The sequence below is a fragment of the Microbacterium sp. Y356 genome (assembly GCF_059445355.1).
Map to the genome: position 1 here is coordinate 264,808 of NZ_JCAIUE010000002.1, position 25,255 is coordinate 290,062.

General features: G+C 63.9%; 21 protein-coding genes. 11 read left to right on the top strand and 10 right to left on the bottom strand.

Annotated features, from left to right (window positions below; genetic code table 11):
- Positions 1-12: 12 nt before the first annotated feature.
- Positions 13-465 carry a succinate dehydrogenase hydrophobic membrane anchor subunit gene (locus AC1C2Q_RS14965; protein ID WP_495450755.1) on the bottom strand — a complete coding sequence of 151 codons (453 nt, stop codon included), beginning with the start codon at positions 463-465 and terminating at the stop codon, positions 13-15.
- The gene (gene sdhC / locus AC1C2Q_RS14970; protein ID WP_495450756.1) at positions 465-899 is read right to left on the bottom strand and encodes a succinate dehydrogenase, cytochrome b556 subunit; all 435 of its coding nucleotides are present in this window, start codon (positions 897-899) and stop codon (positions 465-467) included. Before sdhC ends, AC1C2Q_RS14965 begins: the two co-directional genes overlap by 1 nt.
- 167 nt (positions 900-1,066) lie before the next feature.
- On the opposite strand from sdhC, the gene AC1C2Q_RS14975 reads away from it, so the two are divergent.
- The 10 genes from AC1C2Q_RS14975 to AC1C2Q_RS15020 all read left to right on the top strand — a co-directional run bounded on the left by AC1C2Q_RS14975 (position 1,067) and on the right by AC1C2Q_RS15020 (position 12,572).
- On the top strand, positions 1,067-2,182 hold the full coding sequence (locus tag AC1C2Q_RS14975) for a mannose-1-phosphate guanylyltransferase (protein WP_495432036.1): 1,116 nt from the start codon (positions 1,067-1,069) through the stop codon (positions 2,180-2,182).
- 128 nt (positions 2,183-2,310) lie between these two features.
- Entirely contained in the window at positions 2,311-3,408 is a 1,098-nt protein-coding gene (locus AC1C2Q_RS14980; protein WP_495450757.1) for a BMP family lipoprotein, read from the top strand.
- Positions 3,409-3,519: 111 nt separating this feature from the next.
- Positions 3,520-5,073 (top strand): ABC transporter ATP-binding protein, encoded by a 1,554-nt coding sequence (locus AC1C2Q_RS14985; protein ID WP_495450758.1) that lies wholly within the window; start codon positions 3,520-3,522, stop codon positions 5,071-5,073.
- Positions 5,070-6,356, top strand: a complete 1,287-nt coding sequence (locus AC1C2Q_RS14990; protein WP_495450759.1) for an ABC transporter permease — start codon at positions 5,070-5,072, stop codon at positions 6,354-6,356. The genes AC1C2Q_RS14985 and AC1C2Q_RS14990 overlap by 4 nt, the downstream gene beginning before the upstream one ends.
- Positions 6,353-7,633 carry an ABC transporter permease gene (locus AC1C2Q_RS14995; protein WP_495450760.1) on the top strand — a complete coding sequence of 427 codons (1,281 nt, stop codon included), beginning with the start codon at positions 6,353-6,355 and terminating at the stop codon, positions 7,631-7,633. The genes AC1C2Q_RS14990 and AC1C2Q_RS14995 overlap by 4 nt, the downstream gene beginning before the upstream one ends.
- 7 nt (positions 7,634-7,640) lie before the next feature.
- Positions 7,641-8,039, top strand: coding sequence for a cytidine deaminase (locus AC1C2Q_RS15000; RefSeq protein ID WP_495432041.1), 399 nt, complete (start codon positions 7,641-7,643; stop codon positions 8,037-8,039).
- Positions 8,036-9,328 (top strand): thymidine phosphorylase, encoded by a 1,293-nt coding sequence (locus AC1C2Q_RS15005; protein ID WP_495450761.1) that lies wholly within the window; start codon positions 8,036-8,038, stop codon positions 9,326-9,328. The genes AC1C2Q_RS15000 and AC1C2Q_RS15005 overlap by 4 nt, the downstream gene beginning before the upstream one ends.
- Before the next feature lie 58 nt (positions 9,329-9,386).
- Positions 9,387-10,505: an adenosine deaminase gene (locus AC1C2Q_RS15010; RefSeq protein ID WP_495450762.1), complete on the top strand. Its 1,119-nt coding sequence runs from the start codon at positions 9,387-9,389 to the stop codon at positions 10,503-10,505.
- Between the two features lie 24 nt (positions 10,506-10,529).
- Positions 10,530-11,678 carry a polysaccharide deacetylase family protein gene (locus AC1C2Q_RS15015; protein WP_495450763.1) on the top strand — a complete coding sequence of 383 codons (1,149 nt, stop codon included), beginning with the start codon at positions 10,530-10,532 and terminating at the stop codon, positions 11,676-11,678.
- A gap of 39 nt (positions 11,679-11,717) precedes the next feature.
- Positions 11,718-12,572 carry a carbohydrate kinase family protein gene (locus AC1C2Q_RS15020; protein ID WP_495450764.1) on the top strand — a complete coding sequence of 285 codons (855 nt, stop codon included), beginning with the start codon at positions 11,718-11,720 and terminating at the stop codon, positions 12,570-12,572.
- Here the strand turns inward: AC1C2Q_RS15020 and AC1C2Q_RS15025 are convergent.
- On the bottom strand, positions 12,569-13,306 hold the full coding sequence (locus AC1C2Q_RS15025) for an alpha/beta hydrolase (protein ID WP_495432046.1): 738 nt from the start codon (positions 13,304-13,306) through the stop codon (positions 12,569-12,571). The genes AC1C2Q_RS15020 and AC1C2Q_RS15025 overlap by 4 nt on opposite strands.
- 77 nt (positions 13,307-13,383) lie before the next feature.
- On the opposite strand from AC1C2Q_RS15025, the gene AC1C2Q_RS15030 reads away from it, so the two are divergent.
- Positions 13,384-16,155 (top strand): AfsR/SARP family transcriptional regulator, encoded by a 2,772-nt coding sequence (locus tag AC1C2Q_RS15030; protein ID WP_495450765.1) that lies wholly within the window; start codon positions 13,384-13,386, stop codon positions 16,153-16,155.
- Between the two features lie 30 nt (positions 16,156-16,185).
- On the opposite strand, the gene AC1C2Q_RS15035 is transcribed toward AC1C2Q_RS15030, so the two are convergent.
- From AC1C2Q_RS15035 to AC1C2Q_RS15065, 7 genes are all read right to left on the bottom strand, one after another.
- Positions 16,186-16,986 (bottom strand): HAD hydrolase family protein, encoded by an 801-nt coding sequence (locus AC1C2Q_RS15035; protein WP_495450766.1) that lies wholly within the window; start codon positions 16,984-16,986, stop codon positions 16,186-16,188.
- 20 nt (positions 16,987-17,006) lie between these two features.
- The gene (locus AC1C2Q_RS15040; protein WP_495450767.1) at positions 17,007-18,386 is read right to left on the bottom strand and encodes an MFS transporter; all 1,380 of its coding nucleotides are present in this window, start codon (positions 18,384-18,386) and stop codon (positions 17,007-17,009) included.
- 80 nt (positions 18,387-18,466) lie between these two features.
- Complete coding sequence (locus AC1C2Q_RS15045) at positions 18,467-19,441, bottom strand: SDR family oxidoreductase (protein ID WP_495450768.1); 975 nt, start codon at positions 19,439-19,441, stop codon at positions 18,467-18,469.
- The gene (locus AC1C2Q_RS15050; RefSeq protein ID WP_495432051.1) at positions 19,438-20,388 is read right to left on the bottom strand and encodes a bile acid:sodium symporter family protein; all 951 of its coding nucleotides are present in this window, start codon (positions 20,386-20,388) and stop codon (positions 19,438-19,440) included. Before AC1C2Q_RS15050 ends, AC1C2Q_RS15045 begins: the two co-directional genes overlap by 4 nt.
- Positions 20,385-21,674: a flavin-containing monooxygenase gene (locus tag AC1C2Q_RS15055; RefSeq protein ID WP_495450769.1), complete on the bottom strand. Its 1,290-nt coding sequence runs from the start codon at positions 21,672-21,674 to the stop codon at positions 20,385-20,387. The genes AC1C2Q_RS15050 and AC1C2Q_RS15055 overlap by 4 nt, the downstream gene beginning before the upstream one ends.
- 96 nt (positions 21,675-21,770) lie before the next feature.
- Positions 21,771-22,817, bottom strand: a complete 1,047-nt coding sequence (locus AC1C2Q_RS15060) for a LacI family DNA-binding transcriptional regulator (RefSeq protein WP_495450770.1) — start codon at positions 22,815-22,817, stop codon at positions 21,771-21,773.
- Between the two features lie 103 nt (positions 22,818-22,920).
- Positions 22,921-25,038, bottom strand: a complete 2,118-nt coding sequence (locus AC1C2Q_RS15065; RefSeq protein ID WP_495450771.1) for an alpha/beta hydrolase-fold protein — start codon at positions 25,036-25,038, stop codon at positions 22,921-22,923.
- Between the last annotated feature and the right edge of the window lie 217 nt (positions 25,039-25,255).

Sequence of the window (25,255 nt, forward strand, 5' to 3'; positions counted from 1 at the left end):
GTAGCTCTCTTCTCAGTTCCCGACGGCGCCGATGGCGACACACTCGGTCCACAGTGTGCTGGCCTCGTCGACGCCGAGGCAGGGGTCAAAGGTGAATACGACCAGGGTGCCAAGCACGATCAGCAGCGCGGCAGCCAGGCCGATCGCCCAGACCAGAACCTTGCGAACCTTGGGCGTGGTCACGTAGTCGTTGACGATCGTGCGCATGCCGTTGCTGCCGTGAAGCAGTGCGAGCCACAGCATCAGCACGTCCCACCACTGCCAGAACGGGGTGGCGAACTTTCCGGCGATGAACGCGAAGTCGAGGGCATGAATCCCGTCGCCGACCATCAGGTTGACGAACAGGTGTCCGAAGATCAGAACGATCAGTACGACTCCGGATGCTCGCATGAACACCCAGCCCCACTTCTCGAGGTTGATCCCACGGCGGCGGCGCGCCGGTGCAGCAACGGTCTGAGCGGACATCAGTGGCCCCCTCCGAATCCGGCGAAAGCGAGCATGAGGTGACGACCGGAGAAGCCGGCCATGAGCACGACCCACACGGCGATGACGCCCCAGAACAGCTGCCTCTGGAAACGCGCACCCTTGGACCAGAAGTCGACCAGGATGATGCGCAGACCGTTCATCGCGTGGAACACGATGGCCGCGACCAACACGACCTCGCCCAGTGCCATGATCGGATTCTTATAGGTGCCGATCACTGCGTTGTACGCCTCGGGGGAGACGCGGATCAGTGCTGTGTCGAGCACATGCACCAGCAAGAAGAAGAAGATGGCGACTCCGGTGATGCGATGAAGCACCCACGACCACATGCCTTCGCGGCCCCGATAAAGGGTGCCGCGCGGCGCTTTGGACGTGGTTTCCGAAATCGACGGTGTCAAGCGAGTGCCTGCGGACACGGTCGTCCTCCCTGGTCGATGCGACGTCGGCAGCGACTCCTGAGTCTGAACTGACCACAGAGCTGCCCGATCGTGTCCCATCCTATTCCTGTTCAAACACTGGGAGCGAGGAAGGCTCGCCTAAGTATCTCGATATCAAGATTCTTCGCACGGGCTACGCTGGAGCCATGACCGAGCCGTTCGACGACTTTTACGCAGTTATCCCCGCCGGTGGCATCGGGAGCAGACTGTGGCCTCTCTCCCGGGCGGATGCACCGAAGTTCCTGCACGACCTCACCGGGTCCGGAAACTCGCTGCTTCGCGACACGTGGGATCGTCTGGAGCCGATGACGGGGCCAGACCGGATCGCGGTGGTGACCGGGCGTGCGCACCGTGCTGCTGTCGAGGCGGAGCTTCCAGGCATTGCTGACATGAACGTTTTCCTCGAGTCCGAGCCGCGTGACTCGGCCGCAGCGATCGGACTCGCCGCCGCCATCCTGCATCGTCGTAACCCGGACGTCATCATCGGTTCCTTCGCCGCAGATCACGTGATTCGCGGCACCCGCACCTTCGAGTTCGCCGTCGAGCAGGCCGTCGCCGTTGCTCGAGCCGGCTACATCTGCACGATCGGTATTCAGCCGTCGGAGCCGTCGGTTGGCTTTGGTTACATCGAGAAGGGCGATGAGCTCATCATCGACAAGGCTCCGGAAGCGGCGACCGTCGTTCGCTTCGTGGAGAAGCCCGATCTCGAGACCGCCACGCAGTACTTCGCAGACCGCTCCTTCCTGTGGAACGCAGGCATGTTCATCTCGAAGGCGAGCGTGTTGCTGGACGAGCTCGCCGCGAACGAGCCAGAGATGCACGCGGGCCTGCTCGAACTCGCCGAAGCCTGGGATGACCGTGAGCGACGGGGCCCGGTCGTCGATCGCGTCTGGCCGAAGATCAAGAAGATCGCCATCGACTATGCAGTCGCAGAACCTGCAGCCGCGAAGGGGCGCCTTGCGGTGATTCCCGGTCACTTTGACTGGGACGACGTAGGCGATTTCGCATCCCTCACCAAACTCATCAGCAACGGCCGCAAGAACGACCTCGCCGTGCTCGGTCCGAAGGCTCGAGTGCTGTCGGATGCTGCGACCGGAATCCTCGTCAGTCAGACGTCACGGGTGATCAGTCTCGTCGGCGTGAAAGACATCGTGGTCGTCGATACTCCCGACGCACTGCTGGTTACGACGATCGAGCACGCGCAGCGAGTGAAGGGCGTCGTCGAGTCGCTGAAGCTCACCGGGCGTGGAGACGTGCTCTGAGGCGCACGTCCGATCTGTTTCGAGTTTGTAACCATTAACCGCGATCGCTCTCGGTGGCGGCGTAATAGTAGGTAACTTAGCCTCTGGGGCCTTGCGATTGGCGCAGGCCAGTAGTCGTGGAGGCTTACGTGACCATTAGCATCAAGAAGCGCGCACTCGCAGCGCTCGTGGCGACCGGAGTCGCCGTTGCACTGGCAGGCTGCGGCGCAGCTCCGGAAGAGTCCGATGGCGGCACTGCCGGCGGTGGCGAAGCCCTCGACTTCCTTCCCTGCATCGTCTCTGACCAGGGCGGCTTCGATGACAAGTCGTTCAACCAGCTTTCCTTCGAGGGCATGGAGCAGGCCGCAGACGAACTCGGCGTCGAGTACAAGAACGTCGAGTCCAATAGCGAGACCGACTTCGCCCCGAACCTGGAGAGCCTCGTCTCGGAGGGCTGCAACGCCATCATCTCTGTCGGCTTCGCGCTTTCTGCTGCCACCGTCGAGAGCGCACTGGCCAACGAGGGCATCGACTACATCCTCGTCGACGACGCCGCTGATGCCGACTTCGATGGCACTACGGATGCCGAAAACCTCAAGCCGCTGCTGTACAACACGGCTGAGGCTGCATTCCTCGCCGGCTACCTGTCTGCCGGATTCTCCGAGGCGGGCAAGGTCGGAACTTACGGCGGCATGGAGTTCCCGACCGTGACGATCTTCATGGACGGCTTCTACCAGGGCGTCAACTACTACAACGAGGAGAACGGCACGGCCGTCGAGGTCGTCGGCTGGGATGGCACGACCGGTTCCTTCACTGGCGGATTCGAGGCTGGCCCCGAGGCCAAGACGGTCGCGCAGAACATCATCGACCAGGGTGTCGACGTGCTGCTGCCTGTCGGTGGTCCGATCTACCAGTCGGGTCTCCAGGCCATCAAGGAGTCCGGTCGCGACATCGCACTGATCGGCGCGGATGCTGACCTGTTCGTCACTGACCCGACCACCGAGGACTTCGTGCTGACCTCGATCCTCAAGGACATGAAGCTCTCCACCTACGAGGCGACGATGAGCAGCGCGAACGATGAGTTCGACGCGACTCCTTACATCGGCACGCTCGAGAACGAGGGTGTTGGCATCGCCGAGCTGCACAACTTCGAAGACAAGGTCGACCCGGCGCTGTGGACGGCCGTGCAGGATCTGCAGGAGCAGATCATCAGCGGCGACGTCACCGTCACCTCGTACTTCGACTGATCGAGTACGACCTACAAGGGGAGGCCGGCCAACTGCCGGCCTCCCCTTGCCGATCCCAGGCGCCCACAAGAGCTTGGGACGAAGCACCATTTGCTGATTAGGATCTGACACATGAAGCTTGAACTGCGCGGCATCACAAAGAGGTTCGGCGCGCTGACGGCCAACGACCACATCGATCTCACGATCGAGCCGGGGGAGATTCACTGTCTCCTCGGCGAGAACGGCGCTGGCAAGTCGACGCTGATGAACGTGCTGTATGGCCTGTACCAGGCCGACGATGGCGAGATCCTGCTGGATGGCGTCGAGCAGCACTTCGCGGGCCCCGGCGACGCGATGGCAGCCGGCATCGGCATGGTGCACCAGCACTTCATGCTGATCCCTGTCTTCACCGTCGCCGAGAACGTGATGCTCGGCCATGAGAAGACACGCTTCGGCGGACGTCTGGATTTGGCCGCTGCCCGCCAGATGGTTCGCGAGATCTCCGATCGCTTCGGATTCCAGGTCGACCCGGATGCCATCGTTGAGGATCTGCCCGTCGGTGTGCAGCAGCGAGTGGAGATCATCAAGGCGCTTTCGCGTAATGCGAGGGTACTGGTGTTCGATGAGCCCACTGCAGTGCTCACGCCGCAGGAGACCGACGAACTCATGGCGACGATGCGCACGCTCCAGCAGTCCGGTACGTCGATCGTCTTCATCACCCACAAACTCCGTGAGGTCCGCGAGGTCGCAGATCGCATCACGGTCATCCGTTTGGGAAAGGTCGTCGGTGAAGCGTCGCCGACCGCCAGTAACCAGGAACTCGCCTCCCTCATGGTGGGGCGCGCGGTCGAACTCAAGGTGCACAAGAATGCGCCCAAGCTCGGCAATGAAGCCCTCGTCGTGAAAGAGCTCACGGTCACCGATCCGTTCGGCGTCGTACTCGTCGACGACGTGTCATTCTCGGTGCGCGCCGGAGAGGTGCTCGTGGTCGCCGGTGTGCAGGGCAACGGCCAGACCGAGCTCACCGAAGCCATCGTCGGTCTGCAGCCGCGGATCGAGGGCAGCATCCGCTTGAACGGCGCGGAGCTGATCGGACGCTCCGTCCGCGAGATCCTCGATGACGGTGTCGGCTTCGTTCCCGAAGATCGCAGCGTCGACGGGCTCGTCAAGGAGTTCTCCATCGCGGAGAACCTCATGCTCGACCGTTCGGTCGGTGCCCCGTTCGTGAAGGCCGGAACCCTGCAGTTGCAGGCACTCGACACCTTCGCCAAGGAGAAGATCGCCGAATTCGACATCCGCACGCAGGGTCCGACGCAGCAGGCAGGGCGCCTGTCGGGCGGAAACCAGCAGAAGGTCGTATTGGCGCGCGAGCTCAGCCGAGACCTCTCGCTGTTCGTCGCTGCGCAGCCGACTCGTGGCGTTGATGTCGGCTCGATCGAGTTCATTCACACACGCATCGTCGAGACGCGGGACTCCGGCATCCCCGTCATCGTCATTTCCACTGAACTCGATGAGGCGGCCGCACTCGCCGATCGCATCATGGTGATGTACCGAGGAAAGGTGGTCGGCATCGTGCCTGGTGATACCTCTCGCGAGCAGCTCGGCCTCATGATGGCGGGCATGGTCGAGACTGACACGACCGTCGCCGTCGATCCCGCCTCACCGTCCGAGGAGGCAGGCGCATGAGTGCTCCCACACCGGCTCCGATCAAGGCACCGCCGGCAGAATTCGCCGCCGTGCCTTCACGGTGGACCACTGCGTTGCAGCGCGTCTCCACCGGCAACGGCATGATCTCCGTGCTCTCCGTGATTCTCGCGCTGGTCGCCGGCGCGATCATGATCGCCTTCACCGACGCCGATGTGCAGCGCACCGCCGGCTACTTCTTCTCGCGTCCGCAGGACATGCTCGCCGCCGTGTGGGAATCCGTCTCCGGGGCGTACGTCGCGCTCTTCCAGGGCGCGATCTACAACTTCCGCGTTGATGGGTTCGCTGCCGGAATCAAGCCGCTCACCGAGACGCTGAAGTTCGCAACACCACTGATCGCAGCCGGTCTCGGCGTCGGGCTCGCGTTTCGCGCCGGCCTGTTCAACATCGGTGGTCAGGGCCAGATGCTGATGGCCGCCGCTGCCGCCGGCTGGGTGGGCACGAGCATGAATCTGCCGTGGCCGATGCATATGCTCGTCGCCATCATCGCCGGAGTCCTCGCGGGGGCACTGTGGGCTGGTATCGCTGGCTTGCTGAAGGCACGCACTGGCGCACACGAGGTGATCGTCACGATCATGCTCAATCACATCGCCTTTTATTTGCTGGCCTGGATGCTGGCCACCCCTGGCATCCTGCAGGCCCCTGGCTCCAACAACCCGAAGACCGCTGCGATGGCGGAGTCGGCGCTCCTCCCGGGCATCCTCGGTTCGCAGTACAAGCTGCACGCTGGCTTCATCCTTGCGCTGATCGCCGTCGCGTTCACGTGGTGGCTGCTGGAACGTTCCAGCCTCGGGTTCCGGTTCCGGGCGGTGGGGGAGAACCCCGCGGCCGCGCGGGTCGCCGGCATCAGCGTCGGCAAGATGTACTTCCTCGTCATGGTGATCGCAGGTGGCCTGGTCGGCATCGCTGGAGTCAGCCAGATGCTCGGCACTGTCACCAGCGGTTTCGGTGGTGACATCGACGCCGGCATCGGCTTTGACGCCATCACGGTCGCGTTGCTCGGTCGATCCACGCCGCTGGGCATCCTTGCCGCAGGCATCCTGTTCGGCGCGTTCAAGGCTGGCGGATTCGCGATGCAGGCGTCGGAGAACGTCCCGATCGAGATTGTGCTCGTCGTGCAGTCGCTGATCGTGCTGTTCATCGCCGCACCGCCGCTCGTGCGTGCGATCTTCGGTCTGCCGCAGCCGGGGGCCCGCAAGAAGCCGAAGAAACCGAAGACACCGAAGAAGAACGCCGCACAGATCGCCGAGGAGGTGTCCGCATGACCATCATCGCTGAAACGGTCGTCAGTGACGAGCAGCGTCGCGTCACTATCACCTCGTGGAAGACACCGATCATCTTCGGTCTGTTCACTGTTCTGTTCGCGCTGCTGCCGTTGCTCGTTCCGCGGGAAGGCGTGAGCACGTTCCGTCTGGTCCGTTCCGCGAACGCGGCCATTCAGCTCCCCGAACTGGTGCTCCCGGCAAACGCGACAGCCTGGGTGTGCGTGGCGTTGCTCGCTGCGGCCACCGTGCTCTCTGTTGTGTGGACGCGTGCGCATCGCCGGCTGCCGCTCTGGCTGACGGTGGTCTATGTCGTGATCCTGATGATCGGGTTCCTCGCGTGGGCATCGGCCGGCGGGACGCTGCCCATGATCGGACTGCTGGGGGGAGCGCTCGCGCTCGCCACACCGTTGATCTTCGGAGCTCTCGGAGGCGTGATCGGCGAGCGGGTCGGTGTCGTCAACATCGCGATCGAAGCGCAGCTGCTCGCCGGTGCCTTCTTGGCAGCGGTGGTCGGCTCGGCGACCGGCAGCCCGTGGGCTGGCCTGATCGCTGCAATGTTCGCCGGTGCGCTGGTTTCACTGGTGCTCGCCGTGTTCGCGATCACGTACTACGTCAACCAGGTCATCGTCGGAGTCGTGCTCAACGTGCTCGTCGCAGGGCTCACGACGTTCCTCTACCGCCAGGTGTTGAACCCGAACGCGGCCGAGCTCAACTCACCGCCGCTGTTCCCGGTGCTTTCCATCCCGGTGCTCAGCGAGATTCCAGTGCTCGGCCCGGTGCTGTTTCGCCAGACGATCATCGTCTACCTGATGTACGTCACGGTGTTCCTGGTCTGGTTCGGTCTGTACCGCACACGCTGGGGCCTGCGACTGCGCGCAGTCGGCGAACACCCCCAGGCGGCTGACACCGTGGGTATCAAGGTGGTGCCAACCAGGTATTGGAACATGATGCTCGCCGGCGCCATCGCTGGCATGGGCGGAGCGTTCTACACCCTGGTCACCAATCCGCAGTTCGGTCGCGAGATGACCGCAGGCGCCGGTTATATCGCACTCGCCGCAGTCATCTTCGGCAAGTGGGATCCGATCCGGGCAACTCTCGCGGCGCTGCTGTTCGGGTTCGCCACCAACCTGCAGGGCGTCTTGTCGGTGATCGGATCCCCGGTGCCGAGCCAGTTCATGCTGATGCTGCCGTATGTCGTGACGATCTTCGCTGTGGCTGGCCTGGTCGGACGATCTCGTCCGCCTGCTGCTTCCGGCGAGCCATACATCAAGAGCTAGAGGAACAATGACTGATATCGACTGGGACGAACTTCGCCAGGTCGCAACCGACGCAATGCACAAGGCGTACGCACCGTACTCCCGGTACAGGGTGGGGGCGGCTGCACTCGTCTCTGACGGGCGGATCATCGCCGGGTGCAACGTCGAGAATGCCTCCTACGGGGTGACGCTGTGCGCCGAGTGCGCACTCGTGGGCGATCTGCACATGTCCGGCGGCGGGAAGCTCGTTGCCTTCGTCTGCGTGAACAACGACGGCGAGACGATCATGCCGTGCGGTCGCTGCCGCCAATTGCTCTTCGAGCACGCAATGCCGGAGATGCTGTTGGAGACAGTGAGTGGCATCCGCACCATTGATGAAGTTCTGCCGGATGCATTCGGCCCCCGAGATCTGGAAGAAGTCCGATGACTGTAGAAGCATTTGACGCGATCGACGTCATCCGCGCCAAGCGTGATGGCGGCGCAGTGCCGGAGCCGGCGCTGCGCTGGATGGTCGACGCGTACACGCGCGGCTACGTGTCGGATGCCCAGATGGCATCCTTCGCGATGGCGATCTTCCAACGAGGGATGAGCCGGGACGAGATCCGTGTGCTCACCGACGCGATGATCTCCTCGGGGGAGCGGATGAGCTTCGCCTCGCTCGGCAAGAAGACGGTCGACAAGCACTCCACCGGCGGCGTCGGTGACAAGATCACTCTGCCGCTGGCTCCGCTCGTGGCATCATTCGGCGTCGCGGTGCCGCAGCTGAGCGGGCGAGGCCTCGGCCACACCGGAGGCACGCTCGACAAGCTCGAGGCGATCCCCGGCTGGCGCGCAGCGCTCAGCAACGAGGAGATGTTCGCCCAGATGCAGGGCGATGTCGGAGCCGTGATCTGCGCTGCCGGGTCTGGTCTCGCGCCCGCTGACAAGAAGCTCTACGCGCTGCGTGATGTCACCGGCACCGTCGAGGCGATTCCGCTGATCGCGTCCAGCATCATGTCGAAGAAGATCGCCGAAGGCACTGATGCGCTGGTGCTCGACGTAAAGTTCGGCTCTGGCGCATTCATGCAGGACATCGATCGCGCCCGTGAACTCGCACAGACGATGGTTGCGCTCGGCACTGACTCAGGAGTGGCCACCACTGCGCTGCTGACCGACATGAACGTGCCGCTCGGCTTCGCCATCGGCAACGCGAACGAGGTGCGCGAATCGGTGGAGATCCTCGCCGGTGGCGGACCAGCCGATGTGCGCGAGCTCACTCTGGCACTCGCTCGTGAGATGCTCGCGCTCGCCGGACACCCGGACGCTGATGTCGAATCGGCACTCGATGGCGGACGCGCGATGGACACCTGGAACGCGATGATCCGCGCGCAGGACGGCGATCCGGATGCTGCACTGCCGACCGCGCGTGAGACCCACGTCGTGACGGCTCCTACAGACGGCATTATGACGCGGATGGATGCGCTGCCGTTCGGCATTTCAGCGTGGCGCCTGGGGGCTGGGCGTGCCCGTGCAGAAGACCAGGTCGTGCATGCGGCCGGCATTGATCTGCACGCCAAGCCTGGCGATCGTGTCTCGGCGGGTCAGCCGTTGTTCAGGCTGTCGGCGGAGGATGAGGCACGCTTCCCGCGCGCACTGGAAGCTCTTGAAGGTGCGTGGGAGCTCGGGGACTCTGCACCGGAGATCGGACCGCTCGTTCGCGAGCACATCACCGCGTAGGCTGGGTATCCGCCGCTCGCTGCCCATTTCGATGCGTCGGTCTCTGAGAGGAAAACCCATGTCGATCGCCTCCGACGGTGACATCAAGATCCAGGGCGTCTCGCTACGCTCGCTGCCGAAGATCTCGTTGCATGATCATCTCGACGGTGCTGTGCGCCCCGCGACGATCGTAGAGCTGGCCGCGGAGATCGGGCTCGATCTGCCTGCCGATGATGCACGCGGTCTCGGCGCATGGTTTTCGAAGCAGAGCGACTCCGGCTCGCTCGTGGACTACCTGAAGTCCTTCGAACTCACCGTCGGTGTGATGCAGACGGCATCCGCCCTCACGCGTGTGGCGCGGGAATTCGTTGAGGATCTGGTCGAAGACGGGGTGATCTACGGCGAGATGCGTTGGGCGCCGGAGCAGCATCTGGTCGGCGGTCTTTCTCTGGACGACGCGGTCGAAGCCGTGCAACAGGGCATCGAAGAGGGGGAAGATGCCGCAGACCGCGCCGGTAACAGCATCCGGGTCGGTCAGATTCTGAGCGCTCTGCGACACAGCGATCGCTCGCTCGAGATCGCGGAACTCACCATCGCTCACCGCGAGAACGGTGTAGTCGGGTTCGACATCGCTGGTCCAGAAGAGGGCTATCCCGCCTCGCAGCACCGTGAGGCGTTTGAGCTGCTGGCTGCGAACTTTATGCCCGTCACCGTGCACGCGGGCGAGGCAGCAGGACTCGCATCGATCCGCAGTGCGCTACTCGACGGGCGAGCCGTGCGTCTGGGTCACGGGGTGCGTCTCGTGTCTGATCTCGATGTCATCACCCGAGAGGGCGACGAGGTGCAGGTGAAGTTCGGCGACTTGGCCCGGTGGGTGCGCGACCGAGAGATTCCACTGGAGCTATCGCCGTCATCGAACCTGCACACCGCCGCGATCGAGGCGTGGGGTACCGAGATCGCGGATCACCCCTTCGACCTTCTGTACCAGCTCGGTTTCGCCGTCACCGTGAATGTCGACAACCGCACCATGAGCAGCACTTCGCTGACTCGTGAGCTTGCCGTTCTGGTGGACGCCTTCGGCTACGACCTCGAAGATCTTGAGGCTTTCCAGTTCAATGCCGCATCCGCTGCATTCCTGCCGGTCGAAGAACGTGAAGAACTCGTCGAAATGATCGCGGAGGGGTTCCAGAGCGACTGACGAAGTACCCATAGGATTCTGTCTATGGGGAATGTTGAGCGCCGGAGTGACCGCACTGCGCGGCGTGCACGCATCCGTCGAAACCGACGGATCTGGCTCGTCAGTGCCGGTGCCGTGATCGCCGTGCTCGGTGTGAGCCTGACCATCGTTCTCGCGAGCCTGCGGGCTCCGGCCGAAGCCGAAGCAGCGCCAGGAACCCAGACGCCGGCACCGGAGCAGACACCGCTCACGCCGGTGCAGCAGCTGCTCGCTGATGCCGATGACGAGCTCGCCTGCGCCGTGACATTCGCCGGTGATGGCATCGTCGACGCACCGATGCTGCAGGTGCAAGGGACGCTGTACGCCGCGCTACCGATTCCCGCGCAGGACGGGATGGCGTTCGGGGGTTGGTACACGAGTGCGGAGACGGCGGCTGCGTTCCAGGCCGACGCTCGAGTCAATGGCGCGGATGCCGTGACATGCGTCGACCAGCAGCTCGAATTGCACGGCTCGTGGATGCCGGCCGAGCAGAACGCGGCCGCCGGCACCGAGGTGCCGATCCTGATGTACCACCAGTTCACCACGCGCCCGGAGGGTGAGGACGGGTGGTTGCGCGGCAATTACGCGTACATCGGTGACTTCGAAGCGCACATGGGTCACATCGCCTCGACCGGCTTCTACCTGCCCACCTGGGATGAGTTGAGTGCCTTCATCGACGGGCGTCTGTATCTTCCTCCGCGATCGGTGATCGTGACAGACGATGATGCCGACCAGACCTGGTTCGATCTGGCGGCTCCGATCGTGGAGCAGCAGAAGGTGCTCGCCACGTCGTTCATGGTCACGGCATACCGCTCCGACCCGCCACCGTCGCCGTACGTGCTGCGGCGCTCGCACACCCATGACATGCACGAAGCTGGCGCCAATGGCGACGGCCGGATGGTGAACTGGACTGCCGACGAGATTGCTGCCGATCTGAACGCCTCCGGCGATCTGTTGGGGGTGCGCGAAGTGGTCGCCTACCCGTATGGCCACTACAACGACACCGCAAAACAGGGTGTTGCGCAGGCGGGCTATGAGATGGCGCGCACGATCGAGCCTGGCAAGGTCGTCGTTGGCACAGACAAGTACGCACTGCCTGTGGTGCGGATCGACTATGGGATGGGTCTGGATACGCTGATCTCACGCATCGGCTGAGGGCGCCCGGGGTTTGTCTGAGGAACCAGGGGAGACATCATGAGTTCGGTATTCATCGCGGGGCCCGCCTCGTGGAACTCCATCGTCGTGCTCGACCGGCTCCCTGAGCCCGTACCGCACATGCAGTTCGCCGAAGCGAGTTGGGAAACGGTCGGCGGGACGAGTGCGGGCAAGGTGCTGAGCCTGACGGCGCTCGGCCGCTCCGCTGTGCTGCACGCGTTGGTCGGCGATGACGCGCAGGGTGAGCTGTTGCGTCGGGCGCTGGATGCCACGGGCGCTGACGCGCGCTGGGGTCGCAGCACCGCCACGGAGCGCCATCTGAACCTGATGAATCGCGAGGGTGGACGAGTATCGCTCTATCTGTCGAGTCCTTCAGCGCCAGTCGAGCCTGATGATGGGCTCATCCACGCAGGCATGGCCACAGCTGCCGTGATCGTGCTGGATCTCGCTGCAGAGCCGCTGCGGCTGCTGCCAGCGGCAAAGCAGGCCGGGCGGCCCATCTGGATCGACGTGCACGATTACGACGGTGTCGCCGAGTATCATCGTCCGTTCCTTGAGGCGGCCGACGCGGTGTTCTGCAATGCCGACAACCTTGAGGATCCGGTGGCCTTTCTGCGATCGCGCATCGCTGCCGGGGCGAGTCTGGCGGTGTGCACGCTGGGTGCCGCCGGCGCTGTTGCAGTGGATGCTGGAGGCAACGAACACCGCGTGAATGCAGTACCGGTCGAGGTCATCGATACGAACGGCGCCGGCGATGCGTTCTTCGCCGGCGTTCTGGACGCGCATCTCGCCGGGCATTCTGTGCCGCAGTCGCTCGAGGCCGGTGCGCGATCCGCGGCGTTGGTGCTTCGGAGCGCACACCTGCATCCGTTGCTGGATTCGGTGCTCGGTTAGCGATTCAGGAACGACCCGACCAGCTCCGTGACGGTCGAGTGCATCTCCTCGCCGGAGATCGTCGGGATACCATCGCCGCTCTGTGGGCCGTAGTCGCCGAAGGAGGCGTGAGACGCACCCGCGATCTCGACGAGTTCGGCGGTGTCTGGGAGCAGCGGGCGAGCACCGGCGATCTTCGCGGGGGTGGACAGAGCGTCTTCACTTCCGGACAGGCTCAGCACGTCGAGATCAGTGTCAGAGAGGTCGGTCGCGCAATACGAGCCGAACAGCACGAGCGCATCGGCATCCGTCGCCAACTGGCAGGCACGCACCCCGCCGAGAGAATGCCCGCCGACACCCCAGGAGTCGATCTCCGGCGCAGCGGTGGTGAAGGAATCCAGCCCGCGCAGGTCGAAGAATGCGAGGTTCAGCCAGGGCCGGGTGATTACTACGGTGGTGCCCTCCTCGGCGACGCCCTGAAGAATGGCGACATACGCCCATGGATCGACCTTGGCGCCGGGAATGAACACCAAGCCGATCTCGGAATCACCGTCGGCAGGGGCAAGCACGATGCCCTCCGGAGCATCCTCGATCGTGATGTTCGGGTTGTCCTGCGCGCTCGCGAGCGGGGTCTTCTCGGCAGCCATCACGCCGATCTGCGTCCACGCGAGGACGCCTCCGACAAGCAGAACAAGGAGGATGAGGATGCCCCATCCCACTCTGGCGATGATCCGGCGGCGACGCTTGTTGTGCACGAACCCAGCGTATATCCGCGTGCGAGAGTGACTAGACTCACGCAGATGGCGTCCCCCGGGTTCGCAAGGCCGCAGCCATGAGCACACAGTTCCACGTGCTCGGGCCGATCGAAGTCTGGGCAGATGGCGAGGAGATCACGCCACCAGGACGGTTGCAGCGGAGATTGCTCGCCGCTCTCCTGGGTACACCGACCGGACTCAGCAATGCCGAGCTGTGCGACCTGCTCTGGGGGCATGGCGACCTCGACGCCCGATTGCATCTGCTCGTGCACCGCACGCGCGGACTGCTCGATCGTGCCGATCGGTTGGAGCGCACCGTCGACGGCTATCGGCTCGCCCTTACGCAGGGGGAGTTGGATCTCGACGGACTCGATCTGCGCGCCGATAAGCAGCCGGCAGAGGCGCTCACGCTGGTTGCTGCCGACGCCTTCCGCGATTGTGATGGCGAGTTCTTCGACACGTTACGTGAAGGGCTGAGCGAGCGACTCGCCGCTGTGCGCAAACGCGCGCTTCGCACAGCTTTTGATAGTGGAGATGATGATGTCGTGCTGCAGAGTGCAGGCGACGCGCGCAACCGGGAGCCGTACGACGAGGAACTCGCCGAGATTCATATGGCGACGCTGGCGCGCGGAGGACGGAGCTCCGACGCCTTGGAAATCTATGACGCGCTTCGCAGCCGGCTCGCGGATGAACTCGGCGTCGATCCGGGACCTGCCCTGCGAGAGTTGCACATGCGACTCGTGTCCGGGTCTGTTGACGGTATTCGAGCAGTGCCGAACCAGCTTCCCCCGCACTCGGTGGATCTGTTCGGTAGAGAAGAGACCTTCAGTGCACTGGACACGATGCTCGAGAGTGGTACGCGAATCGCTGTCGTCACAGGGATGGGCGGGGTCGGGAAGACCTCTGTCGCGATGGCATGGGCAGCGCGTGCCCGCGAGCGCTTTTCGGACGGCATCCTGTACGTCGATCTGCACGGATTCGGAACCGCCGATCCTGTCGAGCCCGTGGTCGTGCTCGTCGCGTTCCTGCGAGCTCTGGGGCGGCCGGTGTCTTCTGCGCTCGGCGTGGATGAGCTTTCCGCAACGCTGCGCAGCGTCACCGATCGGCTGTCGCTGCTGATCCTTCTGGACAACGCCCATGATGAGGCGCAGGTGCGACCTCTGCTGCCGGCGGCAGAGGGACCCGTCGTGGTTGTGACGAGCCGTGAGGAGCTGCCAGGCGTCGGTGTGCGCGCCCCGGCACTCGACCTGCGGCTTGAACCGCTTGCTGCTTCGGCCGCCACCGCACTCGTTCGAGCGCAGCTCCCAGGGCTGGGCACCGACTTGTGTACGCGCCTGGCAGAGAAGTGTGCACGACTGCCGCTTGCGATCATGGTGGCGTCGCGGGCGGCCGCAGCCGCAGGGCAGGATGATCTGTTCGATGATCTCAGTCGGAGCCGAGCACTGGATGCCCTGGAGACCGGCGATGCGGAATCCGACCTGGCAACGGTGCTGTCGTGGTCTCTCGATGACCTGGATGCGGTTTCACGACGGCTGTTCTGTCTGCTCGGCCTGGTGTCGTCGCCGACCACAGCGCACACGATCATCGCCCTCGACGGCGGCGAACCGAGTCGCGTGCGCTCGACGATACGCCGATTGCAACGCGCGAACCTCATATCCAGAGTCGACTCGACGCGACTCACGATGCATGATCTGCTGCGGGAGCTTGCCGCTGGCCTCTGTGCAGAGGAGAGATCCGCGGATGAGATAGGGGAAGCACGCACGAGACTGTTGACGCACTTGGAACATGGCGTTCGCGATTTCACAGACCACGTGTACCCGCTCCTCGGCCAGACACCTGTTCCGATGCTCGACAACCGCCCCGAAACGCTGCCTGTGACTCTTGCGTCTGATGCACGGCCGCCAGCGTTCCTCGACGTCGTCCAGGCGCGAGAGTGGGTGGGCCGCGAGTTGCCGTTGATGACGGAGGTGATCTCTGCTGCGGGTTCATCTGACGACGAGCAGATCTTACGGATGGTGCTTCGGCTACGCGTATATGCGATGTCTGTGGGGCAACTGCCCAGGACGCAGCTCTCGCTCTTTCATCAGCTGCGCAGTCGGGCCGGACGCCTGGGCGATCGGATCGTCGAGGCGGCCGCGCTGAGGCTGCTCGGAGCGATCGGATTCATACACGAGGGGGTTTCCGCTGCACGCGGCTGGACGGCTGAGGCCGTCGACATGAGTCGCGCGGACGGAGACGAACTGAGCGTAGGGCTTGCGTTGAACAACCTCGGTGAATTCGCGCGGTACGTCGAAGAGTACGACGAGGCGCTGGGTCTGTTCGCAGAGGTGACGACGATCCATGAGCGGATCGAGGCGTGGAGTCCTGCAGCCTCAAGCAATTCGAGTGCAGCGCTTGTGTACATCGCGCGTGGTGACTACGCACGTGGCGAAGCTGCTGCGAGGCGATCCGTGCGGTTTGCCGAACGCGGCACGAACAAGGTCATCCGTAGCGAGGCGTATGCCTGCCTCGCTATGGCTCTGATCGGTCTCGGCCGGATCGAGGAAGCCCGCCGCGCACGGGGCGATGCCGCCGTCGACGTGGCGATCGTGGAGGTGAAGGAACTCACAGCGATGGTGATGCTCGTCGATGCACGTCTGCATATTGCGGAAGGAGATCTGGATGCTGCCGTCGCACGGTTCAACGAGATCGTGCGATTCTCGCGCGACGGTGGTGGTCTCCCGGAACTTCGGGTGGGCTGGCTGGGGCTGGCGGACGTGCACCGGTTGCGAGGAAATCCGGAAGGCGCCGAGAAGGCGCAGATCGAGGCCGATCGTGTGCTGTCGCGATTACGTGACGGGGCTTCGTAGGGATCGTTGTGGCGTGTGAAGGATAAGCAGTCAGGCGGAAGCGAGCGCTCGAGCGCTCGAGCTCAATAGATCCCGGGCGTGAAGACGAAGTGCCTGAAGAATACGTCCGGGCTGCGCGGGAACCCTCGTCACATGATCGAGACTGTCCAGTTCGGGAAGCAGATCGCCGACCACGATTGCGCGATCGGCGGTTCGCAGCATGCGCAGGTCGTTACGGTCATTGCCGAGCGCGAGTAACGGCTCTCCATCGCGGCGCAGCAGGCGGAGCCCCGCGGCCTTGTTCGCGTCAGCAGCGACGACGTCAGCATCACCGGTCGCGTGCGGGTACACCGCACCGGCCGAACCCACGAGTTGGGCGAGTGCGTCGGACCAGTTCGCGCCGGTGGCGATGCTGAACTTTACGACGCCGTCCAGGAGCGGAGCAGCCGTTGAAAGGGGAACGCGTGCCCGGGTGCCCATCCATGGCAGAGCATCGGAGTGGCTGGCTGCGAACCGGTCGCCGTACTCGAGACAGAATTGTTCGTCGCGCGCACGCAGCCGTTCCACCAAGTTGCGAACGAGCACCGGATCGAGGCTCTTCCGATGCACCTCCGCCGTCGGCGTCGCGACGATCGCGCCGTTGCAACATACTCGTCCGAGGCTGCCGGCCAGGTGCCCGAACCATTCGTCGAGGACACGAGGAGAGCGGGCTGTCGCGACGGAGAGCGCTACATCTTCTCGGGCCGTGAGCTTCGCCAGCGCCGCGTGAATGAGCCGGTGCGGACGTCGACCATCGAAGGCGATCGTGCCGTCCAGGTCGGTGGCGATATGCAGTCGCGAACTGGTGTGCATCAGAGGAGTGACGTGCACTGTCATCGCCGCGTCTCCGAGGGCGTGGCAAGATCGGTGACGCTGACGGGGTCGGCAGAGCGTCTGGCGAGCAGCAGCACGATCGCTGCGGCGAGAAGTCCGGTGGCCGCGAACCCCGCAGACCAGAACATCGCCGCAGCGATACTCAGCCCAGACGCCGCAGTCGGCACGACACTAAGGGCTGTGAGCGTGGCGATTCCCATCGCGCCACCGATGTTCTGCGCTGTGGTGAGCAGGCCAGCCGTCGTCGCTCTCGTTTCGGAAGGAGTGGCATCCACCGCGCCGACGGAGGCGGCAGGAAAGCACAGACCGAGTGAGACACCCACACCCGCCATCGAAGGCAGGATGCCGGCCCAGATCTCAGCATCGTGAGCGGTTCCCAGCCAGAGGAGACTGAGGACGAAGATGCCCGATCCCAGCGCGAATACCCGCGGAGCACCCCACGCGGTGACCAGGCGTGCGCCGACACCGGCGGAGAGACTGAACAGGATGGGTTGCGGCACGATCAGCAGTGCGACAGCGAGTGCCGATGCGCCCTGTCCGTCGCTGAGTCCGAGGCTGAGCGCATACATTGATCCGACGACGCCGGCGAAGAGGCTGCCCAGACCGAGGCAGGCTGCGCGCACGCGAGGAGACGACACGACCGACCTCGGGATGTCGCGGACGCCGCGCCGCGTGATCAGCCAAGCGGTGAGCAGAATGATGACGATGCCTTCGACCGCGATCAGGATCGGCGCGAGCGTGGTGAGGGCACCGACGAGGTGCACGGCGAGCATCAGGCAGACGGTGAGCAGCACGGCGCCGACGATATCGGGGCGGCCCTGTGTGCGGGCGCTGGCCGAGCGGATGCCGTAAGTGGCAGCGAATACCAGCACAACGGCCGGCACCGAGATGAGAAAGCTCCAGCGCCATCCGAACCACGTCACCGCAGCCCCCGGAACGACCAGGCCGAGTGAGAAGCCGACTGCTCCCATCGCCCCGTAGATCGCCACTGCGCGGTTGCGGCTTGCGCCCTCAGGGAGCCCGGCGGTGATCAGTGCGAGGGCAGCGGGAGCGCTGAGCGCAGCGCCCGCGCCCTGGATGACGCGGCCAACGATCAGCAGCGCCGATGAGGGCGACATGGCGCACACGACGCAGCCGAGGCCGAACAGGGCGATGCCCGCGAGGAACACCCGCCGCCGGTCAAGCCGGTCGGCGAGTGCCCCCGCGATCGGAAGTAGGCCTGCATAGGCGATGAGAAACGCACTCGCGACGAGTTGAAGCTCGCCGTCCGAGAGCGAGAGTTCCGTGCGCAGAGCCCCCAGTTGCACATTGATTCCCGACGTGCTCATGCCCTCCAGCAACAGTGCAAGGCAGATGATGATCATCCTGAATCGACCCATACCGGCCATCCCCAATCCCCTCCGGAACCGGAGTGTCCGGTTCGAGAGGAAGTGTGCGGGAAGCGACTTTCTTCAGGCTTTCATCGAGACGATGGATTAAGTCGCGAAGACGCAGCGACGTGCGGGTGTGTCGTCAGGTATTCCTCGAAAGCCTCGCGGCTGGTTCGGGTCGGGGTGAAGCCGAATTCGTTCTTCAAACGGTCGTTCGCCAGCACCGGACGGTAGCGCAGGAACGGCACCTTCTCCGGTCCGTGGGGCGTCAGTCGCAGCATCCGCCCAATGCCGAGCGCAGCGACGAGCACCCACGCCGGGATCGTCAGCAGTGGCTTGCCCAGCCGCGCTGCGATCTCAGACACGGTGAGACGCCCGTCACCTGCGACGTTGAAGATGCCGGCTGGGCCGTCCGTCGCTGCGCGCACCATGGCAGAGGCGACATCATCGACCCAGATGAACACGAAGGGGGAGTCGGAGCCGGTGATGCTCAGGATGCGCCGACCGTCCCAGAGCGCGGTGATCTGGTTGCGTACATCGGGGCCGAGGATGGTGCCGATGCGGAAGATGACCTGTTCCAATTCCGGATGCGTACCGCGGTATTCCGCGAGCATCTCCTCGACCAACCGCTTGTGCTTCGAGTACGGGAACGCGTCGTTGCCGCGCACCGGTTGGGACTCGTCGATCCAGTCCGGGTTGTTGGCGTGATAGCCGTAGGCGGCCCCAGAACTCGACACCACAACGCGCGATACGCCGGTCTCTACACATGCCGCCAGCACATTCGCGGAACCGGTTACATCGACGCGGTACTCGAGGCCGACATCGGCGCCGGGGTTGACGATGGCGGCGAGATGCACGACCGTGTCGATGCGGTGTTCACGCAGGACGGGAGCGATGCTCGCGGCATCCGTCACATCCAGCACCACCTGGGTGATGCTGTCGTGCGTGGTGCCGACGCGCAGATCTGACGAGATGACGATCTCCACATCCGCGCGCGCCGAGAGCATCGCAGCCACATGCGTCCCGAGAAATCCGCTGCCGCCGGTGATGAGTATCCGGCTCATATGTCGGCCGCCGTGCGGTGGGCGCTCGCATCACCCGACGCGGATCCGGTGCGCTTACGGGTATGACGCGCCCATAGGCTTGCCACCACGAGTCCGGCGATGATGTCCCAGATTCCCCACCATCCGGCCACGATCGCCATGCCGCCGAGGCCATCGAAGAACGCGAACACGAGTCCGAGTCCGAGTCCGGCATTGCGGATACCGACTTCGAACGTCATCGCCTTGCGCTCACGGGTGCCGAGGCCGCCCAGAACCGCCGTGCCATAGCCGAGGAACAGTGCGACGGCATCGTGGATCGTGACGACGAGAACGATGATCCCCAGCACCTGTACAAATACCGCCCAGTTTCCGACCAGCGCCACAACGATGAATCCGACCAGCGCGATCAGACTGAACCACTTCACGAACGGGTGCACCTTCGCCGCAACCCGGGGGAGCTTCGCACGCACCAGCAGGCCGACGGCGAAGGGCAAGCCGATGATCAGGACAATCTCCAGCAGCATTTTCATCGGGTCCAGCGCCACCTGGCGCAGCACCGCGCTCGCCGTCGGGTGTAGCGATCCCCAGAAGGCGATGCTCAGCGGCATGGCGACGATGTACAGCAGGTTGCCGACGGCTGTCATCGACACCGACAGGGCGACATTGCCGCCGGAGCGGTGCGTGAGCACCTGTGAAATGTTCCCCGGTGGGCAGCAGGCCACCAGGATCATTCCCATGGCCATGGATGCCGTCACTGGCAGTACGAGCGTCAGCAGGAACGTCACGGCGGGAAGTAACAGCAGTTGCGCGAGGATTGCGATGACGAACGGCTTCGGATGCTTCGCCACCACACGAAAGTCCTCCGGTGCGGTATCCAACGCGATGCCAAGCATGATCAGCCCGAGCACGACGTTGAGAATGGTCAGCGAGCCGGGAGTGAAGCTCAGGACGACATCATCGACGTTCATGCCGGATCCAGCAACTTGCGCTCGGCACGCATGGCCGCGCGATAGGCATCCTTATTGACGTAGTACGACATCCGATCCAGCCCGAGATAATGGTAGCCGCCGGTGAGATCGGGCCATGGTACGCCGGTGACGCGCTGCCGGAAATGTGCTGCGCTTTCGGGCGCCCTCTCTGCCGCGGCAAGGTAACTGGCCAGGAGCTCTGCCTGCTCGAAACGCCCCTGCCATCCGATGCCGGATGCCTCGATCATGCCCATCACGTATAGCCCGTTGAACGAGGCGGGGAAGATGTTCAGGAACAGCCGCGGGGCGGCTGTGCGCCAGGAGAGATGTTCGCGATCCACGAAGGGGTAATCGAGGTGGTATCCGGTCGCCAGCATCACCAGGTCGTAATCATCGCTGCTGCCATCGCGGAAATGCACGGTCTGTCCGTCGAAGCGGGCGATGTCGGCCCGTACACGCAGGTCTCCCTGGCCGAGATGGTTCAGCACCATGGTGTTGACGATCGGATGCGACTCGTAGATGCGGTAATTTGGCCTCGGAAAGCCGAACCTCACCGGATCTCCGGTGAATGCCTTGAGTACACGGGAATCGACGGCCTGCTTGATTCGCGCAGGCAGCGGGCGGCCCTGATTCAACGTGTCGCTCGGGCGGCCGAACAGATAACGCGGCACGAAGTAGTAGCCGCGCCGCACGCTCATGTCGATGGACTCCGCGTGGTGCACGGCATCCACGGCGATGTCACAGCCGGAGTTTCCCGCGCCAATGATCAGTACACGCTTGCCATCAAGCTGCTTGGCATCCTTATATGCACTTGTGTGCATGAGCTCGCCGCTGAAGTCGCCGGCAAAGGTGGGGATGTTGGACTCGGCGAGCGTTCCGTTCGCGAGGATGACACCCGCATACCATTGGGTGCTCTCGTCTTCAGAAGATTCTGCGGTGAGGTCCCATCCGCCATCGCGGGGCTCTAGACGTGTGACGCGAGTGTCGAAACGGAACAGCGCGGTCAACTTGAAATGATCCGCGTACGCCTGGAAGTACTCACGCAGCACACGGTGGTTCGGATAGTCGACATTGGTCCCCATCGGGAACTCGGTGAACTCGGTCGTTGTGCGCGATGAGATCAGGTGCGCCGACTCGTACATCGTGCTGCGTGGGTTCGTGATGTCCCACAGCCCACCGACGCCGTGGGAGGCTTCGTAGCCATCGACCTCAATGCCCTGCTTCTGCAAGGCGCGCGTTGCGGCCAACCCTGATGGGCCCGCGCCGATAACGGCGTATCTGCTCATTCTGCTCCCCGCACGACGGTGTGCTCGATCTGTGTCCCCGAGTCGATCGTAGCGCCGCCGCCGCCGTTGAAGTGGCATGGGCGGGGTCAGAGGCCGTCAGCTCCGCGTTGACTCTCGCTCGATGAGGTCGAACCCGACGACGACGTTTCGCGGCAGAGGTTGGTCTCGTCTGGCAACGCCGTCGAGGCGTAGCTGGATCCGCTCCTCCAACAGGGCAACGGCTTTGGCTGCGATAACGTCACGGCCGGGGTCGATTGTCGTGAGCGGTGGACGGGAATATTCCGTCTCCTCGATGTTGTCGAAGCCGAGAAGGCGGACGTCCTCAGGTACGCGCAGGCCCCGGTCGGTCAGTGTCGACAGCGCGCCGAGCGCGAGTGTGTCGGCGAACGCCACCACGGCGTCGGGAACCACGCCGCGGTCCAGAATCTCTGCCATGGTCGCGGCGCCCGTGGAGTGGTAGTAATCACCCACTCCGATAACGGCTCGGGCGTCGACCTCAAGCCCGTGCGCTTCGAGCGCCTGCCGGAAACCCTGCATTCGCAGTGTGCCGCTGCTCGTAGATTCGTCGTCCTTGGCTCCGAGAGGCACGATGTTCCTCGCGCCCTGGCTGATCGCATGTTCAGTCGCGGCGCGGGCGGCCTTGACGTTTTCCATGGTGACGTGATCGACGCCCGCGCCGAAGACCCTCTCTCCGAGAAGGACCAAGGGGAAGTCGACGTCGAACAACTCGACGTCTTCTGGACCTAGAGCCAACGGTGAGAAGATGACACCGTCGACCATGGACCGGTAGCTGCCATCCAGGACCCTGAGCTCGCGATCGCGCTCATCGTTGGTCTGTTGGATGAATACGGTCAGGCCGACTTTCGCTGCTTCACGCATCACTGCGTCGGCGAGTTCGGCAAAGTACACGCCGCGCACGGCGGGCAGGACCAGAGCGATCACACCGGTGCGTCCGCGGCTGAGGTTCCGTGCCGAGACATTCACGTGGTAATCCAGCGTGCGGAACGCGTTCTCGACCCGTTCGCGGGTCTCCGGCCGGATGTATGGATAGCCGTTGAGAACATTCGAGACGGTCTTGATCGACACACCGGCGAGCTGCGCGACGTCTCGAATCGTCGCGGATCCGCTCGCCTTGCGTGCCACGGACCCTCCGCCCCTCTCGAACCAGTCGTCAGCCTATAACACCGCCCCGATGCGGACGGGGCGACTTCGGCCGGCCCCGCCCGCCTCATGAGCGATTCGACGGTTAGAAGATTCGAGGCAGGAAGTCGGACAGTCCCTGCCACCAAACATCGAAGCCGTGCGGGCCGGGAACAACCGTCTTCACCGTGGGAATGCCGTTCTCTGTCAGGTTCGCCTCCATGCCATTGATGGCCGAGATAGCGCCTGTGTCGAGGTCGCCCACGAAGAGTGAGACGGACTCGGTCGTGGCGATGGCGCTTTGTCCTTCCGGTGTCGACGGATCGACGCTAGCGAAGGCGAAAGGCGGAGAGAAGATGCCGAAGTGGGCAAAGTTTCCGGGGTGGTTGACCATCGTGTTGTGGGTGAGGAACCCACCCCACGACAGGCCAGCCAGCGCCCTCTTCGACGGCTCGCCGGAGACGTTGTACTGGGAACTCACCAGCGGCATCACATTGCCCGCCAGATCACCCCAGATGTCGGATGGAGCCGCGGTGTAGCCGGGCATCACCACGACCATGGGTGCGATGTCTCCTTGTGCATAGAGATTGTCGAGGATCTGGGTGGCCCTGCCGATCTCGGTCCAGCTGGCGTAGTTCTGTCCGAACCCGTGGTATAGATACAAGACGGGATATGCTTCTGCGCGGTTCGGGTCGTAGTCCACGGGGGTCCAAACCTTCAGATTCGATGCTCCGAACTCACCGGTGTACTCCATCGTCGCGACCTCACCTGTCTGGTCAGCGGGTAGGTCGGCCAGCAGCGGTGTGCGCTCGCCGCCTGGGACGAATAGCTGGCTCTCTACACTCTCGGTATTGGTCGTGTCCTGGGGGTCGTGCATGCCGACACCGTCGACCTCGTAGCGCCAGTAGTAGTAGCCGTCGATCGGGCCGACTGTGGCACGCCAGCGGTCGCCCTCCTTGGTCAGGGGAATGCGGAACCACTGTCCGTTCGGGGCCCAGTTGCCCCACAACACGACATCCTTGGCATCGGCCCACTGGGTGCCAGTCTCGAACGTGACCATGCCTTGGGGGTCGATGTGCGGGGTTGTGATGCTCCCCACAACCGGGGCGACATACGGCTGGGGCTGTGCGAGGTGGCCGGCGCTCGGGCCGTGGTCTTTGACGCTCGGCTTGAAGGCCCTGACCGCAAAGTCGCGCAGGTTCTCCCGCCAGGTGTCCCACACGCCGCCGTTCTCAGGGTGGACGCCGTCGAACTCGAAGCGCACACCCACCTGATCCAGCGCGTGCATGGCCTCGTAAGTCCCGTTGTAGCTCGGGTCGAGGGTGTTGCCGACATAGAAACGGATCAGGTCGGTCTTGGCATTGAGTTTTCGGGCCTGCGCGGGCGTGACAGCGGTGTTTTCAGACTGGTATCCCGACAGCGAGCCGACCGATCCGAACACACCCGGCTGACTTGCCGCAAGTTCGAGGGCCTGGGAAGCGCCCCGGCCGATTCCGGCAATCCCGTTGTCCTTGACTTTGCTGGATACGTTGTATTCGGAGTGAACGGCGGGGACGATGTTGTTCATCAGTTCGGCGCGGAAGTCGGTATCGCTAACGTCGGCCATCACGACGACCATAGATGCGAGGTCGCCGTCGACCGCGAGGTTGTCGAGGATCTGGGCTGCGCGGCCGAGCTCGAGCCATTCACGGGAGGACTGTCCTTCGTCGGCGAGCAGATAGAGCACGGGATAGGCCTTGGCGCGCTTGGTGGTGTAGTTCGGAGGTGTCCACACCATCACCGAGCGGTCTGTGTTGGTGACCGAGGAGTTGTAGGGGAGTTCGGATACGGCCCCGCCACCGGTGGCCACGTCGTCCATCCACGCGACTTCGTCCCCAGGAACGAACAGCGTGTTCCAGTCGGGGTGCGACGTGACTTCGACCGGGCTGTCGTGGTTGCGGAACACCACTTTGGAGCGGTCGGGCATGGTCGCTACGTACTGGTAGTAATACAGCCCAGGATTCAGGGGACCGATATTCGCGCTGCAGTTCGCACCGCTGGCATCCATCCCGACAGCTGCCCATGTTCCCGCCGGACCGATGTTTCCCTCTAGCTCTGCGCCAGCTCCAGTGGAGTTGCCACAAGTATTGGACGGGACATCCGACTGGGGGACCGAGAAGTAGTGATAGATCCCGCTCTGTGATGCCCACGGATCTACAGCGGCGGCCGCAGGAGACACGGACACGATTGCAATCGATGCGGCCAAAGCGAGACCAGTTGTCGCACGTGCTCGACTTACGCGAGGCTTGCGAGTCGGGAGCTCATTCTTCATTGAATAGCCTTTCGTTGTTTGACGTAGTACACCGGTGTACTACGTGCACGCTACACCGGTGTAGAAGCGTCTGACAATGGGTGTATCGCTGGCCACGGAACGTGGTCAGCGACACACCCAGCCGCCTGTT

Bases quoted from the DNA above. Each gene is read 5' to 3' on its own strand.
- AC1C2Q_RS14965 (WP_495450755.1), bottom strand. From the start codon at position 465: ATGTCCGCTCAGACCGTTGCTGCACCGGCGCGCCGCCGCCGTGGGATC.
- AC1C2Q_RS14975 (WP_495432036.1), top strand. From the start codon at position 1,067: ATGACCGAGCCGTTCGACGACTTTTACGCAGTTATCCCCGCCGGTGGC.
- AC1C2Q_RS14985 (WP_495450758.1), top strand. From the start codon at position 3,520: ATGAAGCTTGAACTGCGCGGCATCACAAAGAGGTTCGGCGCGCTGACG.
- AC1C2Q_RS14990 (WP_495450759.1), top strand. From the start codon at position 5,070: ATGAGTGCTCCCACACCGGCTCCGATCAAGGCACCGCCGGCAGAATTC.
- AC1C2Q_RS14995 (WP_495450760.1), top strand. From the start codon at position 6,353: ATGACCATCATCGCTGAAACGGTCGTCAGTGACGAGCAGCGTCGCGTC.
- AC1C2Q_RS15000 (WP_495432041.1), top strand. From the start codon at position 7,641: ATGACTGATATCGACTGGGACGAACTTCGCCAGGTCGCAACCGACGCA.
- AC1C2Q_RS15005 (WP_495450761.1), top strand. From the start codon at position 8,036: ATGACTGTAGAAGCATTTGACGCGATCGACGTCATCCGCGCCAAGCGT.
- AC1C2Q_RS15010 (WP_495450762.1), top strand. From the start codon at position 9,387: ATGTCGATCGCCTCCGACGGTGACATCAAGATCCAGGGCGTCTCGCTA.
- AC1C2Q_RS15015 (WP_495450763.1), top strand. From the start codon at position 10,530: ATGGGGAATGTTGAGCGCCGGAGTGACCGCACTGCGCGGCGTGCACGC.
- AC1C2Q_RS15020 (WP_495450764.1), top strand. From the start codon at position 11,718: ATGAGTTCGGTATTCATCGCGGGGCCCGCCTCGTGGAACTCCATCGTC.
- AC1C2Q_RS15030 (WP_495450765.1), top strand. From the start codon at position 13,384: ATGAGCACACAGTTCCACGTGCTCGGGCCGATCGAAGTCTGGGCAGAT.
- AC1C2Q_RS15035 (WP_495450766.1), bottom strand. From the start codon at position 16,986: ATGCACACCAGTTCGCGACTGCATATCGCCACCGACCTGGACGGCACG.
- AC1C2Q_RS15040 (WP_495450767.1), bottom strand. From the start codon at position 18,386: ATGGGTCGATTCAGGATGATCATCATCTGCCTTGCACTGTTGCTGGAG.
- AC1C2Q_RS15045 (WP_495450768.1), bottom strand. From the start codon at position 19,441: ATGAGCCGGATACTCATCACCGGCGGCAGCGGATTTCTCGGGACGCAT.
- AC1C2Q_RS15050 (WP_495432051.1), bottom strand. From the start codon at position 20,388: ATGAACGTCGATGATGTCGTCCTGAGCTTCACTCCCGGCTCGCTGACC.
- AC1C2Q_RS15055 (WP_495450769.1), bottom strand. From the start codon at position 21,674: ATGAGCAGATACGCCGTTATCGGCGCGGGCCCATCAGGGTTGGCCGCA.